A 15,544-nucleotide genomic window follows, 5' to 3' on the forward strand; every position below is an offset into this window, starting at 1 on the left:
GAATATAGAGTTGGAGCGATTATGCTGGGGCAGGGCGCAAAGAGGAAACCCAGGAAGCAGACGCAGTTCACATCTACCGCACGACTTCGAACTCGTGGCCCAGGGCCAGGCAGTGGCTCAACCATTCACCGAGGAACACATTGAGCTGTGCTTTCTCATCGGGCTGGTGCATGAACACATTCGGGTAAGGATAAATGCTGCGAAAGCGCCGCGCATGTTCGGCGCTGATCACTTCGGCCATCCGCGCATCGTGGTACACCTGCACTTCCAGCTGCGGCACCGGCAGCCACGGCAGGCTGTGTTCCTGGCGCACCCGCAGGGTGGTGGTGTACGGGCAATTGACGATGACTTCCAGGGCCAGCACGCCCAGCATCTGGTCGCCATGAGTCACGCCGATGCGGCGCGCCTCCGGGGTGTGGCGCATGTCGGGCAACAGGCGCATCAGCCGCGCATAGTTGGCCTCGCAGGCGGCTTGCAGCCCGATCAGGTCGACTCGATAACGTTCCCGTGCCTTTACTGCCATAACCCCCTCACTTCCGCGCGATTAAGCGCAAGCCATTGCAGGGCGATAATGCTGGCTGCGTTGGAAATCCTGCCGTCGCGCACGGCTTGCAGGGCGTCTTCAAAAGCCCAGACCGTGACGCGGATGTCTTCTGCCTCTTCTTCCAGTCCATGGACACCACCGGCCCCCGAGCTGTCGCAGCGACCCAGGTACAAGTGGACAAATTCGGTACTGCCACCGGGCGACGGGAAATACTTGGTGATCGGCCACAGTGCGGAGAACGTCAGCCCAGCTTCCTCCTCGGCCTCGCGGTGTGCAACCTCCTCCGGCTGCTCATCCCTGTCGATCAGGCCGGCGACCATCTCGATCAACCATGGATTGTCGGTACGGCCCATGGCACCCACGCGAAACTGCTCGTTGAGCACCACTTCATCACGCTGCGGATCGTAGGGCAGAACACACACGGCGTCGTGACGGACGAAGACTTCGCGATTGATCACTCGGCTCATGCCGCCAGCGAATTTTTCGTGGCGCAATTGCACGCGATCGAGCTGGTAGAAGCCCTTGTAGGCATTGTCGCGCTGAACAATCTCGATCGTGCTCGGCGTCGATTTCGCAATGTCTGTCATACCCTTCCTCATCATGTCCGGTGCAATTCGCGCCATCCTAACGCGCTCGTGCCCCTTGGTGCAGCCCCTTTGCGGTTGCCGGGCCAGACGGAGGAGGTCAAACTCACGCTCAATCAGCTTAGTGGCGAACTGACTGCCTTGCTGGTAGTCGAAGCTGCACAATTTCGCTCTTATCGATAGACGAAGGACATCCATGTCGCTTTTAAAAATCGCCTCCGTGGCCTGCATCGCCCTGACCCTCGGCGCCTGCCAAAGCCTGTTCCAACCCAGCTATCGCACACCGCTGGAAGCCACCCGCGACGCCAGCGAGCAGAGCAAGCCGGGCTGCGCCGCCAGCGATTGCCCGCTGGTGAATATCGACACCGTGCACTTTGCCAAGGAACCCAAGCTGGATGCCTTGATCGAACAACGCCTGCTGGAAATGACCCGTACCAACGCGGGCGACCCGCTGCCGTCGAGCCTGGAGTCCTATCGCGAGCAATTCCTCGGCACCGCCGCCCCACGCAACAGCATGTACTTGCAGGCCAAGGTACGGGAGCAGCATGACGGTTTGGTAATCATCGAGCTGTCCAGCTACCTGGACCAGGGCGCCACCCACGGCGAGCCTGGCCGCGCGTTCATCAACTATTCGCGTCAGCAGCAAAAGGCCCTGTGGCTGAGCGATATGCTGCTGCCAGGCAAGGAAGACGCGTTCTGGAAAGCCGCCCAGGTGGCCCACAACAGCTGGCTGATCAGCACCCGCCTGAGCCTGGAACCGGAGTTCGTGAAAACCTACCCGTTCCAGAAAACCCCGAACGTGGCGCTGACCTACGGGGGCGTGATCCTCAAGTACCCCACCAGCACCATCGCGCCGTACGCCCTGGGCCATGTCGAGTTGCAGATCCCCTACTCGCGCCTGGAAGGCATCCTCAAGCCTGAGCTGGTGCCCGCGCGCCGCTGAAGGCCCGTCCCAGGATGAACTGCAACAACCCTGCCAGCACCAGCGCCGGCAGGGTTGCGCCAATGTCCGGGTACAGGTTGGCCAACAGGTGATACGTGCCGATGCCACCCAGCCAGGCCAACAGTGCCGGCCAACGCAGGCCGGCGAGCGTGCCATGAGCACGACGGCGCAGGATGAAATGATCCACCAGCACCACGCCGAACAACGGCGCAAACACTGAGCCGATCAGCAACAGGAAGTTCTGGTATTGCGCCAACGGGGCAAAACAGGCGATCAGGGTGCAGATCACACCAATGGCCAGGGCCAGGTGCTCGACCTTCACGCGCAACAGCATCCCACTGGACACCGCCGCCGAGTGAATATCGGCAAAGGCGTTTTCCGACTCGTCCAACAGGATCAGCAACAGCGGAATCCCCAGGCCAGCCCCGGCCAGCGCCAGCAACAGCGCATTCACTTCACCACTGGGCGCAAACGCCAGGGTGTAGGCCACGCCCAGGCTCATCAGCCAGAAATTGCCGATAAAGAAGCCCAGCGCCGTGCCGCCAAACACACTCTTGGCGCGCTTGCCGAAGCGTGAGTAATCGGCAATCAGCGGCAACCACGACAGCGGCATGGCGATGGCGATATCAAAGCCGACTGCAAAGGGCATCGAACCGTCACCGGCCCGAGCCCGGAGTGCGCCGAGGTCAGCCTTGGCGAACAGGTTCCAGGTCAGCCACAGGCAGGCCGCCAGCAGCAGCCAGATCCCCCATTTGCGCAGGATCTGGCGTACGAACGTCAATGGCCCGCTGACCGCCAGCAAGGTCGCCAAACCACCGAAGAACAGTGTCCACAGCAAAGGGCTGGCCAACAGGCTGCCGTCGCTGAACGCGCGCACGCCCAACAGGCTGGCGGCATCGCGCATCACAATGATCTCGAACGAGCCCCAGCCAATCAGTTGCAACAGGTTCAGCAACGCCGGCAGGCTCGCGCCCTTGGTACCGAGGCTGAGCTTGAGGGCGGCCATGGCGGACAGGCCGGTGTCGCTGCCGATCACACCGACGGCGGCCAGCAACAGCACGCCGACCAGGGTGCCGAGGAAAATCGCCAGCAAGGAACCGGACAAGCCCAGGCCCGGCGCGAGCAAGGCGCCGGTTTGCAGGACCATCAGGCCGATGCCGAGGGAGAACCACAGGGAGAACAGGTCGCGGGCGCCGAAGACGCGCTTGTCTGAGGTGACCGCGACGTCAGGGGAATAAGTGTTCAAATCAGAAGTCTCAAGAGAACATGGTTACGAGCCGCAAGCCGCAAGAAAAAGCAGATTCAGCTTTTAACTTGTAGCTTGCCGCTTGCCGCTTAAACTTTCTTGTACAACTGACTGCCTTCCTGCTTGAACCGCTCCGCCTGCTCCGCCAAGCCCTTGGCCACGTCCACATCCACCGCGTCAATGCGCTGGTTGGCCGCGTACTCGCGCACTTCCTGGGTGATTTTCATCGAGCAGAACTTCGGCCCGCACATGGAGCAGAAGTGCGCGACCTTGGCCGAGTCCTTCGGCAGGGTTTCGTCGTGGTACGAACGCGCGGTGTCCGGGTCCAGGCCGAGGTTGAACTGGTCTTCCCAGCGGAACTCGAAGCGTGCCTTGCTCAAGGCGTTATCGCGGATCTGCGCGCCCGGATGCCCCTTGGCCAAGTCCGCCGCATGGGCGGCGATCTTGTAGGTGATGATCCCGGTCTTCACGTCATCCTTGTTCGGCAGGCCCAGGTGTTCCTTGGGCGTGACGTAGCAGAGCATGGCGCAACCGAACCAGCCGATCATCGCCGCACCGATGCCGGAGGTTATGTGGTCATAGCCCGGCGCGATGTCGGTGGTCAGTGGGCCGAGGGTGTAGAACGGCGCTTCGTCGCAGCATTCGAGCTGCTTGTCCATGTTCTCCTTGATCAATTGCATCGGCACGTGGCCGGGGCCTTCGATCATGGTTTGCACGTCGTGCTTCCAGGCGATCTTGGTCAGCTCGCCAAGGGTTTCCAGTTCGCCGAACTGCGCGGCGTCGTTGGCGTCGGCAATCGAGCCCGGGCGCAGGCCGTCGCCGAGGGAGAAGCTGACGTCATAGGCCTTCATGATTTCGCAGATTTCGTCGAAATGCGTGTAGGTGAAGTTCTCTTTGTGGTGCGCCAGGCACCACTTGGCCATGATCGAACCGCCACGGGACACGATGCCGGTGACGCGCTTGGCGGTCAGCGGCACGTAGCGCAGCAGCACGCCCGCATGGATGGTGAAGTAATCGACGCCCTGCTCGGCCTGTTCGATCAGGGTGTCGCGGAACAGCTCCCAGGTCAGGTCTTCGGCCGCGCCGCCGACTTTTTCCAGGGCCTGGTAGATCGGCACGGTACCGATCGGCACCGGCGAGTTGCGGATGATCCACTCACGGGTTTCGTGGATGTGCTTGCCGGTGGACAGGTCCATCACGGTGTCCGAGCCCCAGCGAATGCCCCAGGTGAGTTTCGCCACTTCTTCTTCGATGGACGAACCCAGGGCGCTGTTGCCGATGTTGCCGTTGATCTTCACCAGGAAGTTACGGCCGATGATCATCGGTTCCAGTTCGGTGTGGTTGATGTTGGCCGGGATGATTGCGCGGCCACGGGCGATTTCTTCACGCACGAATTCAGGGGTGATGATTTTCGGCACGCTGGCGCCGAAGCTGTGGCCGGCGTGTTGCTGGTCGAGCAGGCCACTGGCACGGGCCTCTTCCAGCTTCATGTTTTCGCGGATGGCGACGTATTCCATCTCCGCAGTAATGATGCCTTTGCGCGCGTAGTGCATCTGCGTGACGTTGGCCCCGGCCTTGGCGCGGCGCGGGTTTTTCACATGGGCGAAACGCAGCGCAGTCAGCTCCGCGTCGCTCAGGCGCTGTTGGCCAAAGTGCGAACTCAAGCCCGACAGGCGCTCGGTGTCGCCACGCGCTTCGATCCACGGCGAGCGCACATCGCCCAGGCCTTTGCGCACATCGATGATCACATTCGGGTCGGTGTACGGGCCGGAGGTGTCGTAGACCACCACGGGCGCATTGATTTCGCCGCCGAAGTCGGTGGGGGTCACGTCCAGGCTGACTTCGCGCATGGGTACGCGAATGTCCGGGCGAGTGCCCTGCACGTAGATTTTTTGCGAGCGGGTAAACGGCTGCACGGAGCCGGAGTCGACCTTGGCCGATTCACTCAAATGCACGGTGTTTTTCAGTTTTGTACTTTTTATTTCTGTGCTCATCACGGGCTCTCCAACTATCCAGGCGGTGGATTTTTTGTCGGAGCGAACCTGTGACGGACGGATGCACTGAAACCAGTGCTGTGCTTGGTGCACGAGGGTTGTTCGAAGGTCGAACAACATCCCGGACGAAGCACAAGAGGACTCGCCGGGGGACGAGAAATCTTGTTCCCTACGCAGGCGTTAACCTGATCAGGTTCAACGGGATCCGGTATTTACCGATCTCAGCCTTCCAACAAGGCACCCCGACAAGAACTCGGCCAGTCTAGACCATGCCGTGGGCAAATTGCCAATAGCGGTGCATTCAGCGTGATGAATGGCGTGATTGCGGGATTGTTGCGCCGAGTCAGCGCCACTACACTCGATTGCCGCCACAATGCTTGACGCCAGGAATGGCCCGTCTTAGCCTTGGGCGTTAAATTATCGCCGTAATATTCACACTAGGGATCGCCTCATGCTGCGCAAACTCTCACTGGCTCTCGCCGTGTCTTGTGCGACCAACGGAATGGTCTGGGCAGCTGAAGCGCCCTTGTCCGCCAAAACTGACCTGGTCAGCGTCTATCAGGAAGCGGTGGATAACAACGCCGACCTCGCTGCCGCCCGCGCCCAATACGGCGCGCAGAAAGAAGTCGTGCCCCAGGCCCGCGCGGGGTTGCTGCCGAACCTGTCGGGCGGTGCCGACATCAATAACGTGCGCACCCAGATCGACACACCCGCCGCCACGGCCAACCGCGACGCCCACTCCTGGCGCGCGACCCTGAGCCAGCCGCTGTTCCGCGCCGATCGCTGGTTCCAACTGCAAGCCGCCGAAGCCACCAACGAACAGGCGGCGCTGCAACTCTCGGCCACCGAACAGAACCTGATCCTGCAAAGCGCCGAGAGCTACTTCGCCGTGCTGCGCGCCCAGGACAACCTGGCCTCGACCAAAGCCGAGGAAAATGCCTTCAAGCGCCAGCTGGATCAATCCAACGAGCGCTTCGACGTGGGCCTGTCGGACAAGACCGATGTGCTGCAATCCCAGGCCAGCTATGACACTGCACGGGCCAACCGGATCCTGGCCCAGCGCCAGGTGGACGATGCCTTTGAAGCGCTGATTACCCTGACCAACCGCCAGTACAACTCGATCCAGGGCATTGTCCACACGCTGCCGGTGTTGCCACCGCTGCCCAACGACGCCAAGGCCTGGGTCGAGACCGCCGGTCGCCAGAACCTGAACCTGCTGGCCAGCAACTACGCCGTCACGGCCGCCGAAGAAACCCTCAAGCAGCGCAAGGCCGGCCACGCGCCGACCCTGGACGCCGTCGCACAGTATGAAAAAGGTGACAACGACGCCCTTGGCTTCAGCAACCCGAATGCCTTCGGCACGCCGTACCGTGGCGATGTGGAGCAGCGCACCATCGGCCTGCGCCTGAACATCCCGATCTACAGCGGCGGCCTGACCAGCTCGCAGGTGCGGGAGTCGTATTCGCGCCTGGGCCAGACCGAGCAGCAACGCGAAGGCCTGCGTCGCCAGGTGGTGGAAAACACGCGCAACCTGCACCGCGCAGTAAACACCGATGTGGAACAGGTCCAGGCGCGCCGCCAGTCGATCATCTCCAACCAGAGCGCAGTGGAAGCCACGGAAATCGGTTACCAGGTGGGTACGCGCAATATCGTCGACGTGCTGGACTCACAGCGCCAGCTCTACGCGTCGGTGCGCAACTACAACAACAGCCGCTACGACTACATCCTCGACAACCTGCGCTTGAAACAGGCGGCGGGCACCTTGAACCCAGGGGACCTGCAGGACCTGACGCGCTACCTCAAGGCCGACTACAACCCGGATCGCGACTTCCTGCCGCCGGACCTGGCCAAGGCCGCCGCCGAGCAGCTCAAGGCCCGCCCGGGCTACTGAGCACACCACAAAACCAATGTGGGAGGGTTCTACACCCTCCCACATTGGTAACGGTGTTAAGTCAGTGAGCTATCAGTCTATCCAAACCATCCAGCAAGCGCTTAAGCGCCCCCTGATTAGCCTGCATCACCTTGAGCCCCGCCTGCGCCATGCGGCGTGCATCCTGCGGCAGTTCGAACAGCTGGCGTACGGCCTCGGCCAGCCCTTCTGCGTCCTCCACCTCTCGCAACGCCCCCGCTTCGCGCATCATCGCGGTGATGTCGAGGAAGTTGAACACGTGGGGCCCCATCATCACAGGCTTAGCCAGCGCGGCCGGTTCCAACGGGTTATGCCCGCCGGTCGCGACCAGGCTGCCGCCGACAAAGGCGCTGTCGGCCAGGGCATAGAGAAACAACAGCTCGCCCATGGTATCGCCGAGCAGTACCGAGGTTTGCGCGGTCACCGGCTCGCCGCTGGAGCGACGCACCGTGGCAAACCCTTGTTGCGCGCACAACTCGAACATCGGGCCGAAGCGCTCCTGATGACGCGGCACCAGGATCAGCAGCGCGTTGGGATAGCTCTCGAGCAGTTGCCGGTGGGCCGCCAGCACCACGTCATCTTCGCCTTCGTGGGTACTGGCAGCGATCCACACCGGGCGCTCAGCGGCGCCCCATTGCTCGCGCAGGACGGCGGCACGCAGCGGCAGCTCGGGGTCGATGGTCAGGTCGAACTTGATCGAGCCGGTGACTTCGACGGTTTCCGGGCGTGCGCCCAGGCTCAGGAAACGCTGGGCCTCAGTCTCGGTCTGTACCGCGAACAGGCTCATTTCCGATAGCATCGGCGCCGTCAGCCTGGCAAAACGCGCATAGCCCTTGGCCGAACGCGCCGACAGCCGCGCATTGGCCAAGGCCACCGGAATACCGCGCCGGGCGCAGGCGTGGATATGGTTGGGCCACAACTCGGTCTCCATGATCACCGCCAGCCGGGGCTGTACACGATCGAGAAAACGCTTGGCTGCACAGGGCAAATCGTAAGGCAGGTAGCAATGCTGGATGCGCGGCTCGTTGGCGAACAACGCCTGGATGCGCTCGGAACCGGTGGGTGTCATGCAGGTGACGGTGACCGGCAGCTGTGGATAACGCGCCAACAAGCCGCGGATCATCGGCGCCGCGGCAATGCTTTCGCCCACCGACACCGCATGCACCCAGATCCCGCCCGGCTGCATCGCCGGCAAGCCATAGGAAAACCGCTCGCCGACGCGCCGGGCATAGGCCGGCGCCTTGCGTGCACGCAACCAGAGACGTAAGGCCACCAACGGCAGCGCCAGGTAAAACAGACAGCTGTAGAGAGTTCTATTCATGGCGGCGGAGTTTATCGGCTTTTTCAGTCGATCGCCTGCAAGCACTCGGCAAAACGTTTGGCGAGAAAGCGCGCGGCGGGGCCCAGGTGCTCGTCGCGCCGCCAGACCAGCTCCACCACCAGGGCCGGTGGCGTCCATTCGCTGTCCAATTCCACCATCTGCTGCTGATAGGTCGGGTATTGCACGATATGCCGTGGCAGCCACGCCCAGCCCAGGCCGCTCATCAGCCATTCGGCCAGTACGTAGAAACTGTCGGCACGCCACACCAGCGGGCTGGCCGCTTCGCTGCCGGGGTAGACACTGGTCTGGGTCGACATCAACAACTGGCGAAACTGGGCCAGGTGCTGGCACGTCACGTAGGGCTCCTTGGCCAACGGGTGGTTCACGCCGCACACCGTGACCATCTCCACGCTGCCTACCACCCGCCGCTCCAAGGCTTCGGGGATCTGGTCGTGATAGAACAGCAGGCCCAGGTCGGCCTGGCGCTCCACCAACTTGCGCGCCACATCGCCCTGGGCGGCGCTGGACAGTTGTACTTCCAGCAACGGGTATCGCCCCGCCAATGCCTCAAGGCTGTCGAGTACCGGCTGGAACAACATCGCTTCATCCTGGGCCAGGCGCAGGCAGGCTTCTTCACCGCGGGTCAGTGACAGTGCCCGGCCATTGAGGCGCTCACATTGGCGCAGCACTTCGCGGGCCTCCTCCAGCAACACACTGCCGGCTTCGGTGAGGCTGGGCTGGCGGCCGCTGCTACGCTCGAACAGGCTCACGCCAAGGTCGGTCTCCAGCATCGCAATCGCGTTGCTGACTGCCGATTGCGCCTTGCGCTGCCCGCGCGCCACCGCTGAAAACGAACGCTGCTCGGCGACGCTGACAAACAAACGCATCTGTTCCAGGTTCCATTGCATGCTCATCCCACAACCCATCTGAATTTCGGATAGGTAATGACTTTACCCCATCTGATAAAACTCTAGAATGCCGGCCTTATCAGATTGCTTTACACCGAGGACTCACCCATGAACGCCGCCTACTGCTACCTGGCTATTGCCATCTGCTCGGAAGTGATCGCTACCGTTTCCATGAAAGCCATCAAGGGCTGGAGTACTCCCATCCCGCTGTTGCTGGTGATCGTCGGCTACGGCGTGGCGTTCTGGATGCTGACCCTGGTGGTGCGTACCGTGCCGGTCGGCGTCGCCTACGCGGTATGGGCCGGGATGGGCATCGTGATGGTGAGCATTGCCGCGCTGTTTATCTATGGGCAGAAGCTCGATGTGCCGGCGATGCTGGGGATGGGCCTGATTGTGCTGGGCGTGGTGGTCATCCAGCTGTTCTCGAAAACTGCAGGGCATTAAAAGCAGCAGTAAGTTGCGAGCGACAAGCGGCAAGAAAGAGCGCCGCGAATCGCTTCTAACTTGCCGCTTGCAGCCGATAACTTGTCGCTGCGCGCTATACTGCACGCCCTTTTCTATCCACGAGGTCTCGCGCGCATGCCTATTTCCACCGACGTCCTGATTGTCGGCGCCGGAGTTGCCGGCCTCTGGCTGAATGCGCGCCTACGCCGCCAGGGGTTTTCCACGGTGCTGGTGGAAAACGCCACATTAGGTGGCGGGCAAAGCGTGAAATCCCAGGGGATTATCCACGGCGGTGCCAAATACGCCCTGCACGGCGCCCTCACCGGCGCCTCCGAAGCGATTGCCGATATGCCGCGTCGCTGGCGTGAAGCCCTGGCCGGTGACGGCGAGCTGGACCTGTCCGGCGTGCGCGTGCTCTCGCAAGCCCATTACCTGTGGTCCCCAGGCACGATCGCCGGCAACCTCACCAGCTTTTTTGCCAGCAAGGCCGTGCGCGGCCGTGTCGATCAGGTCAAGGGCGACGACCTGCCGCCAGCCCTGCAAGACCGTGGCTTCAAGGGCAAGGTCTATCGCCTGGCCGAACTGGTGGTGGACGTACCCAGCGTGATCGAACGCCTGGCGCAACTGGCCGGTGACGGCTTGCTCGCCGGGCAGCATATCGCCCCCCTTTACGAAGGCGACACCTTGGTGGGCTTGAACGTCGATGGCCGCGAAATCCGCGCCCAGCGCATCGTCCTGAGCGCCGGTGGCGGTACCGCCGAACTGCTCGCCGCCCTGGGCCTGAGCCAGCCGGCCATGCAGAAACGCCCGTTGCATATGATCATCGCCAAGGGCCCAGGCCTGAAGCCGCTGTACGCCCACTGCCTGGGCGGCGGTACCAAGCCGCGCATCACTGTCACCACGCACCCGGCTGCCGATGGCAATTGGGTGTGGTACATGGGCGGCGACATTGCCGAGGCCGACGGCGTGGCACGCACACCCGAAGAACAGATCGCCACCGCCCGGAAAGAGTTGGCGCACCTGCTGCCCTGGATCGATATGAGCCAGACCCACTGGGCCACGCTACGGGTCGATCGCGCAGAACCCCTGCAATCGGGCCTGAGCCGGCCTGACAACGCCTTCGTCGCCGAAGAGGGCCGCCTGCTGGTGGGCTGGCCGACCAAGCTGGCGCTGGCGCCGGATTTCGCCGATCGCGTGATCAACAGCCTCGAACGCGACGGCATCCGCCCAAGCGCATCGGAGCCTTTGCCCGACCTGCCAAAACCCGCCATCGGCGTACCAGCCTGGGAGCAACTGTTGCCATGAGCCTGCCGACCCTGCACGACCTGCACCGCCCCTTGGGCAGCACCGGCCTGCTGGTGTCGCCGCTCGGCCTCGGCACCGTCAAGCTGGGCCGCGACCAGGGTGTGAAGTACCCCAGCGGCTTCACCATTCCCGATGACGACGAAGCACGGATGTTGCTGCGCCAGGCCCGCCAGCTGGGCATCAACCTGATCGATACCGCACCCGCCTACGGGCGTAGCGAAGAACGCCTGGGGCCACTGCTGCGCGGCCAGCGCCAGGACTGGGTGATTGTCAGCAAGGTCGGCGAAGAGTTCGAAGAAGGCCTGTCCCGCCATGATTTCAGCGCTGCCCATACACGGATGTCGATCGAACGCAGCTTGAAACGACTTGAAACGGATTTTATCGATCTGATGCTGGTGCACTCCGATGGCAACGACCTGCACATCCTCAACGACTGTGAGGTGTACCAGACCCTCGCGCAGCTGAAACAAGAGGGCAAGATTCGCGGTTTCGGTTTCTCCGGCAAAACCGTCGAAGGTGGCGTGAAGGCTCTGGAACAAGGTGATTGCGCGATGGTCACCTACAATCTGAACGAACAGGCGGAAAAAGCCGTCATTGAGTATGCGGCGGCCCATGGCAAGGGCATCCTGGTCAAAAAGGCGCTGGCCAGCGGCCACGTCTGCCTGGAACCGGGAATGGATCCAATACACGCCAGTTTCATGCTGTTGTTTGCGCAAACGGGCGTCGCCAGTGCTATTGTCGGGACCATCAATCCGCTGCACCTGGCCCATAACGTGGCGACCGCTGCCAAGGTCATTCGTCAACTCTGATGCCGCCGACGCGGCCGACCCCGTCGCAAGAAGGAGCCGACATGCCGCGAACGCTCATAAGAAAAAACCCCAGCAACTTCAAGACACTGCCCCTGCACGTCGAAGCCACCCCCGAAGGCCTGATCTACCAGGGCGTGGGTATGCCGCTCAACTTCGCCCAGACCCTGCAACGGCGCAAGCCGGTAGAGGTGCCGGATGCCGAACGCTTCGCCCTGGAACTGGCCAACCTCGGCGTATCGGTGCGCCTGACCCTGCACTGGCAAAACAAGGATTACTGGGTGTTGGTGCGCCAGCGTCGCCAGGACCGTGGCGATGTGGTGCTCAAGCTGATCTCCGGCTACGTGCCCGCCCATGAACTGAACCTGCCGCTGCACACCGCCATCCAGGAGATTGCCGAGGAATGCCTGTTGGAGACCCCGGAAGGCTGGCTCGGCGGGCGCTTCAACGACACCTGGTTGCCTGCCCCCTACTCCGCCGCGCTGCATTACCGTGAAGCCTTGCCGTTTCGCTTGAGCCCTTTGTCAGGGGCCGCACGCCCGGTACGTTGCGCAACCACCCAACTGATCGAGCGCCCGCGGGCCTATGTGCATGTGCCGACCGCGTCGCTGCAACTGATTTATGACTTGCGCCTGGAAGTGCCGAAGGAAGCCAAATCCCTGAGCCTGTTCCATGTAGATGAGCGGCTTGAAGGCGACCAACTGGTGGCACGCCTGGACCGCCAGCGCCCGGACCTGTACCTGATGCCACTGAAAGACGGCCAACCGCTCGCCGAGCTCTACACCGTCAAGAAAGACCAGCTCTACCCCGCCAGCACCCGCGGTCTGTACCTGGCGGAAAGCTTCGCCCAGCAGGAAGGTTGGCTGGTGCGCGACGAGCGCATTCGCTGGAAGGATTGGCTTCGCCAGCAAGGCCTGGCAGAGCCTGAGAAAGAATCGAAATTGAAGCGCCTGACCGGCAAGGCACGCCAGATGCTGCGCAAGATCGTGCCAAATAAAAAAACCAGCCGCTGAGGGCTGGCTTCGATAACTGTAGGAGCGAGCTTGCTCGCGAAAAACTCAAGGGCGCCGCTTTTAATCAGGATACCCGCGTTATCGTTGACGAGCTTCGCGAGCAAGCTCGCTCCTACAGGTGAACAGTCAGCCTCTGAGCAACCGCGCCAGGCCAACCGTCAGCGGGGTCGGCTCAGGTAGCTTGAAGCTGGCCAGCAAACGCTGGTTATTCGCCCGCGAATGCCGAATATCTCCCGAGCGTGCCGGGCCGTAAGTCACGGCAGGCAACGTACCAATGGCCTCTTCCAGTGCCTGCAGCACCTGCTTGAGGGTAGTCGTGCGGTTCCAGCCGACGTTGATCGCCCCCAACGGCGCGTCCGGGGCTTCGATGGCCTGCACCAGCACGTCCACCAGGTCTTCCACGTACATGAAGTCGCGGGTCTGCTCGCCATCGCCGAACACGGCAATCGGCAGGCCTTGCTGAGCCCGTTCGCTGAAGATGCTGATCACGCCGGAGTACGGCGATGACGGATCCTGGCGCGGGCCGAAGATATTGAAGAAGCGGAAAATCACCGGCTCCAGGCCATGCTGGCGCCGGTAGAAGTCGAAGTAATGCTCGCCGGCCAACTTGTCCGAGGCATAGGGCGTCAACGGCGCCTTGGTGGTCTCTTCGTCAATGGAAGCGCCTTCGCCGTTGTTGCCATACACCGCCGCGCTGGAAGCGAATACCACCCGCTTCACACCGGCTTTGCGCATGGCTTCGCAGACATTCAGGGTACCGACGAAATTGCTCTGGTGCGTGCTGACCGGGTCATCCACCGAAGCCTGCACCGAAGCGACCGCCGCCAGGTGCACCACCGCCGTCGCGCCGACAGCGGCACGCGCCACCAGCCCGGCATCGGCGACATCCCCCTCGAGCAGCTCGACGCGCGGGTTGTCCAGCGGCAGGTTGCTGCGTTTGCCCGTGGACAGGTTATCCAGCACTCGCACTGCGTAGCCCTTGGCAAGCAGCGCGTCGACCAGGTGCGAGCCAATGAAGCCCGCGCCACCGGTGATCAGGACCAACGGATCAGCCTTACTCATTGTTGCGGATCTTCTCGACAATGGCGGTGGTCGAGCTGTTCTCAACCAGGCCCAGCACTTTGACCTTGCCGCCGTAGGCACTGACGATGTCGGCACCGACCACCTGGTCGACGGAGTAGTCGCCGCCCTTGACCAGCACGTCCGGCTTGACCTGGGCCAGCAGGTTTTCCGGGGTGGCTTCAGGGAAGCTGATCACCCAATCCACCGCGCCCAACCCGGCCAATACCGCCATGCGTCGGTCGACGCTGTTGATCGGACGGCCAGGGCCTTTCAGGCGGCTGACCGACGCGTCATCGTTGACCGCGACGATCAGCCGATCACCTTGGGCGCGAGCCTGCTCCAGGTAGGTCACATGGCCGGCGTGCAGGATGTCGAAACAGCCATTGGTGAACACAATGCTTTCGTTGTGGGCACGGGCATCGTCAATCGCCAGCAGCAATTGCTCGATGCTCAGCACACCACGTTCCGAACCTTCGGAGCGCTGGATCGCACGGCGCAGTTCAGGCGCGCTGATCGCGGCCGTCCCCAGCTTGCCGACTACAATGCCCGCCGCCAGGTTGGCCAGGGCCACGGCGTGGGGCAACTCTTCGCCGGCCGCAATGGAGGCCGCCAGGGTGGAAATCACGGTGTCACCGGCACCGGTGACGTCAAACACTTCACGGGCACGCGCCGGCAGGTGCATCGCCGGGTGACCGGGACGCAGCAGGGTCATGCCGTGCTCGCCACGGGTCACCAGCAAGGCGCCGAGGTCAAGGTCGGCCATGAGTGCCGCGCCTTTGCTCACCAGGTCGTGCTCATCGGCGCAACCGCCGACGATGGCTTCGAACTCGCTGAGGTTCGGTGTGATCAGGCTGGCACCTCGATAAATCGAGAAGTCCTTGCCCTTGGGATCGGCCAGTACCGGAATGTTCCGCGCCTTGGCGGCCTGGATCAGTTCCTGGTGGTTCTTCAGGGCGCCTTTGCCGTAGTCGGACAACACCAGCACCTTGATACCTTCGAGCAACGCGTCGACCTGGCCACTGAGAGCCAGGGCGTCGGTGGCGAAGGGTTCTTCGAAATCGATACGCAGCAATTGCTGGTGACGGCTCATCACCCTCAGCTTGACGATGGTCGGCTGATGGGCAATGCGCTGGAACAGCGCGCGCACGCCGGCGCCGCGCAGGCTGTTGGCCAGGCTGTCGGCGGCTTCGTCGTCGCCGGTCACACCGACCAGGGAGGCCGGGGCGCCGAGGGCGGCAATATTGAGGGCAACGTTGGCAGCGCCACCTGGACGGTCTTCGATTTGCTCGACCTTGACTACCGGTACCGGCGCCTCAGGGGAAATCCGTGAGGTACCGCCATGCCAGTAACGGTCGAGCATGACATCGCCGACCACCAAGACAGGGGCTTGATCGAATCGCGGCATGGACAACTTCATGGAGCAACCCACATACAAAATGAACAGGGGCGCGATATTAGCACAGGG

Annotated in this window: 14 protein-coding genes and 1 riboswitch; of the genes, 6 read left to right on the forward strand and 8 right to left on the reverse strand. The window is 62.6% G+C overall.

Annotated features, from left to right (window positions below; translation table 11 throughout):
* Positions 1–73: 73 nt before the first annotated feature.
* Together PspCFBP13509_RS04380 and PspCFBP13509_RS04385 are read right to left on the reverse strand one after the other, a co-directional pair.
* Positions 74–523 carry a DUF1249 domain-containing protein gene (locus PspCFBP13509_RS04380; RefSeq protein WP_017526444.1) on the reverse strand — a complete coding sequence of 150 codons (450 nt, stop codon included), beginning with the start codon at positions 521–523 and terminating at the stop codon, positions 74–76.
* Positions 514–1,131: an NUDIX domain-containing protein gene (locus PspCFBP13509_RS04385; RefSeq protein WP_027604920.1), complete on the reverse strand. Its 618-nt coding sequence runs from the start codon at positions 1,129–1,131 to the stop codon at positions 514–516. The genes PspCFBP13509_RS04380 and PspCFBP13509_RS04385 overlap by 10 nt, the downstream gene beginning before the upstream one ends.
* 193 nt (positions 1,132–1,324) lie before the next feature.
* On the opposite strand from PspCFBP13509_RS04385, the gene PspCFBP13509_RS04390 reads away from it, so the two are divergent.
* On the forward strand, positions 1,325–2,071 hold the full coding sequence (locus tag PspCFBP13509_RS04390; protein WP_027604921.1) for an RsiV family protein: 747 nt from the start codon (positions 1,325–1,327) through the stop codon (positions 2,069–2,071).
* Here the strand turns inward: PspCFBP13509_RS04390 and cytX are convergent.
* Complete coding sequence (gene cytX, locus PspCFBP13509_RS04395) at positions 2,040–3,317, reverse strand: putative hydroxymethylpyrimidine transporter CytX (RefSeq protein WP_137211611.1); 1,278 nt, start codon at positions 3,315–3,317, stop codon at positions 2,040–2,042. The genes PspCFBP13509_RS04390 and cytX overlap by 32 nt on opposite strands.
* Positions 3,318–3,406: 89 nt before the next feature.
* Complete coding sequence (thiC, locus tag PspCFBP13509_RS04400; protein WP_065925644.1) at positions 3,407–5,311, reverse strand: phosphomethylpyrimidine synthase ThiC; 1,905 nt, start codon at positions 5,309–5,311, stop codon at positions 3,407–3,409.
* 149 nt (positions 5,312–5,460) lie between these two features.
* Positions 5,461–5,566, reverse strand: a riboswitch (TPP riboswitch).
* 196 nt (positions 5,567–5,762) lie between these two features.
* On the opposite strand from thiC, the gene PspCFBP13509_RS04405 reads away from it, so the two are divergent.
* Positions 5,763–7,202 (forward strand): TolC family outer membrane protein, encoded by a 1,440-nt coding sequence (locus tag PspCFBP13509_RS04405; RefSeq protein WP_027604924.1) that lies wholly within the window; start codon positions 5,763–5,765, stop codon positions 7,200–7,202.
* A 61-nt stretch (positions 7,203–7,263) separates the two neighbouring features.
* Here the strand turns inward: PspCFBP13509_RS04405 and waaA are convergent, their stop codons facing one another.
* Positions 7,264–8,541, reverse strand: a complete 1,278-nt coding sequence (waaA, locus tag PspCFBP13509_RS04410) for a lipid IV(A) 3-deoxy-D-manno-octulosonic acid transferase (RefSeq protein ID WP_137211612.1) — start codon at positions 8,539–8,541, stop codon at positions 7,264–7,266.
* Positions 8,542–8,564: 23 nt separating this feature from the next.
* Positions 8,565–9,455 carry a LysR family transcriptional regulator gene (locus PspCFBP13509_RS04415; protein ID WP_065925646.1) on the reverse strand — a complete coding sequence of 297 codons (891 nt, stop codon included), beginning with the start codon at positions 9,453–9,455 and terminating at the stop codon, positions 8,565–8,567.
* Positions 9,456–9,557: 102 nt separating this feature from the next.
* Here PspCFBP13509_RS04415 and PspCFBP13509_RS04420 point away from each other — a divergent pair, with 102 nt between their 5' ends.
* The 4 genes from PspCFBP13509_RS04420 to PspCFBP13509_RS04435 all read left to right on the forward strand — a co-directional run bounded on the left by PspCFBP13509_RS04420 (position 9,558) and on the right by PspCFBP13509_RS04435 (position 13,017).
* Positions 9,558–9,893, forward strand: coding sequence for a DMT family transporter (locus tag PspCFBP13509_RS04420; protein WP_027604927.1), 336 nt, complete (start codon positions 9,558–9,560; stop codon positions 9,891–9,893).
* 135 nt (positions 9,894–10,028) lie between these two features.
* On the forward strand, positions 10,029–11,198 hold the full coding sequence (locus PspCFBP13509_RS04425; RefSeq protein WP_065925647.1) for an NAD(P)/FAD-dependent oxidoreductase: 1,170 nt from the start codon (positions 10,029–10,031) through the stop codon (positions 11,196–11,198).
* Positions 11,195–12,007: an aldo/keto reductase gene (locus PspCFBP13509_RS04430; RefSeq protein WP_137211613.1), complete on the forward strand. Its 813-nt coding sequence runs from the start codon at positions 11,195–11,197 to the stop codon at positions 12,005–12,007. Before PspCFBP13509_RS04425 ends, PspCFBP13509_RS04430 begins: the two co-directional genes overlap by 4 nt.
* Positions 12,008–12,048: 41 nt before the next feature.
* Complete coding sequence (locus tag PspCFBP13509_RS04435) at positions 12,049–13,017, forward strand: metal ABC transporter ATPase (RefSeq protein WP_065925649.1); 969 nt, start codon at positions 12,049–12,051, stop codon at positions 13,015–13,017.
* Between the two features lie 126 nt (positions 13,018–13,143).
* On the opposite strand, the gene PspCFBP13509_RS04445 is transcribed toward PspCFBP13509_RS04435, so the two are convergent.
* Positions 13,144–14,079 (reverse strand): NAD-dependent epimerase/dehydratase family protein, encoded by a 936-nt coding sequence (locus PspCFBP13509_RS04445; protein WP_065946618.1) that lies wholly within the window; start codon positions 14,077–14,079, stop codon positions 13,144–13,146.
* Positions 14,072–15,496 carry a bifunctional D-glycero-beta-D-manno-heptose-7-phosphate kinase/D-glycero-beta-D-manno-heptose 1-phosphate adenylyltransferase HldE gene (gene hldE / locus PspCFBP13509_RS04450; protein ID WP_065925651.1) on the reverse strand — a complete coding sequence of 475 codons (1,425 nt, stop codon included), beginning with the start codon at positions 15,494–15,496 and terminating at the stop codon, positions 14,072–14,074. The genes PspCFBP13509_RS04445 and hldE overlap by 8 nt, the downstream gene beginning before the upstream one ends.
* Positions 15,497–15,544: the final 48 nt, after the last annotated feature.

The sequence above is a fragment of the Pseudomonas sp. CFBP13509 genome (assembly GCF_005233485.1).
GTDB classification, from domain to species: Bacteria; Pseudomonadota; Gammaproteobacteria; order Pseudomonadales; family Pseudomonadaceae; genus Aquipseudomonas; species Aquipseudomonas marginalis.

What these genes read in the sequence shown, in the direction of transcription:
- thiC (WP_065925644.1), bottom strand. Translation starts at nt 5,311, where the DNA reads ATGAGCACAGAAATAAAAAGTACAAAACTGAAAAACACCGTGCATTTG.
- hldE (WP_065925651.1), bottom strand. Translation starts at nt 15,496, where the DNA reads ATGAAGTTGTCCATGCCGCGATTCGATCAAGCCCCTGTCTTGGTGGTC.
- PspCFBP13509_RS04385 (WP_027604920.1), bottom strand. Translation starts at nt 1,131, where the DNA reads ATGACAGACATTGCGAAATCGACGCCGAGCACGATCGAGATTGTTCAG.
- PspCFBP13509_RS04420 (WP_027604927.1), top strand. Translation starts at nt 9,558, where the DNA reads ATGAACGCCGCCTACTGCTACCTGGCTATTGCCATCTGCTCGGAAGTG.
- PspCFBP13509_RS04380 (WP_017526444.1), bottom strand. Translation starts at nt 523, where the DNA reads ATGGCAGTAAAGGCACGGGAACGTTATCGAGTCGACCTGATCGGGCTG.
- PspCFBP13509_RS04390 (WP_027604921.1), top strand. Translation starts at nt 1,325, where the DNA reads ATGTCGCTTTTAAAAATCGCCTCCGTGGCCTGCATCGCCCTGACCCTC.
- PspCFBP13509_RS04415 (WP_065925646.1), bottom strand. Translation starts at nt 9,455, where the DNA reads ATGAGCATGCAATGGAACCTGGAACAGATGCGTTTGTTTGTCAGCGTC.
- PspCFBP13509_RS04405 (WP_027604924.1), top strand. Translation starts at nt 5,763, where the DNA reads ATGCTGCGCAAACTCTCACTGGCTCTCGCCGTGTCTTGTGCGACCAAC.
- PspCFBP13509_RS04425 (WP_065925647.1), top strand. Translation starts at nt 10,029, where the DNA reads ATGCCTATTTCCACCGACGTCCTGATTGTCGGCGCCGGAGTTGCCGGC.
- PspCFBP13509_RS04430 (WP_137211613.1), top strand. Translation starts at nt 11,195, where the DNA reads ATGAGCCTGCCGACCCTGCACGACCTGCACCGCCCCTTGGGCAGCACC.
- waaA (WP_137211612.1), bottom strand. Translation starts at nt 8,541, where the DNA reads ATGAATAGAACTCTCTACAGCTGTCTGTTTTACCTGGCGCTGCCGTTG.
- PspCFBP13509_RS04445 (WP_065946618.1), bottom strand. Translation starts at nt 14,079, where the DNA reads ATGAGTAAGGCTGATCCGTTGGTCCTGATCACCGGTGGCGCGGGCTTC.
- PspCFBP13509_RS04435 (WP_065925649.1), top strand. Translation starts at nt 12,049, where the DNA reads ATGCCGCGAACGCTCATAAGAAAAAACCCCAGCAACTTCAAGACACTG.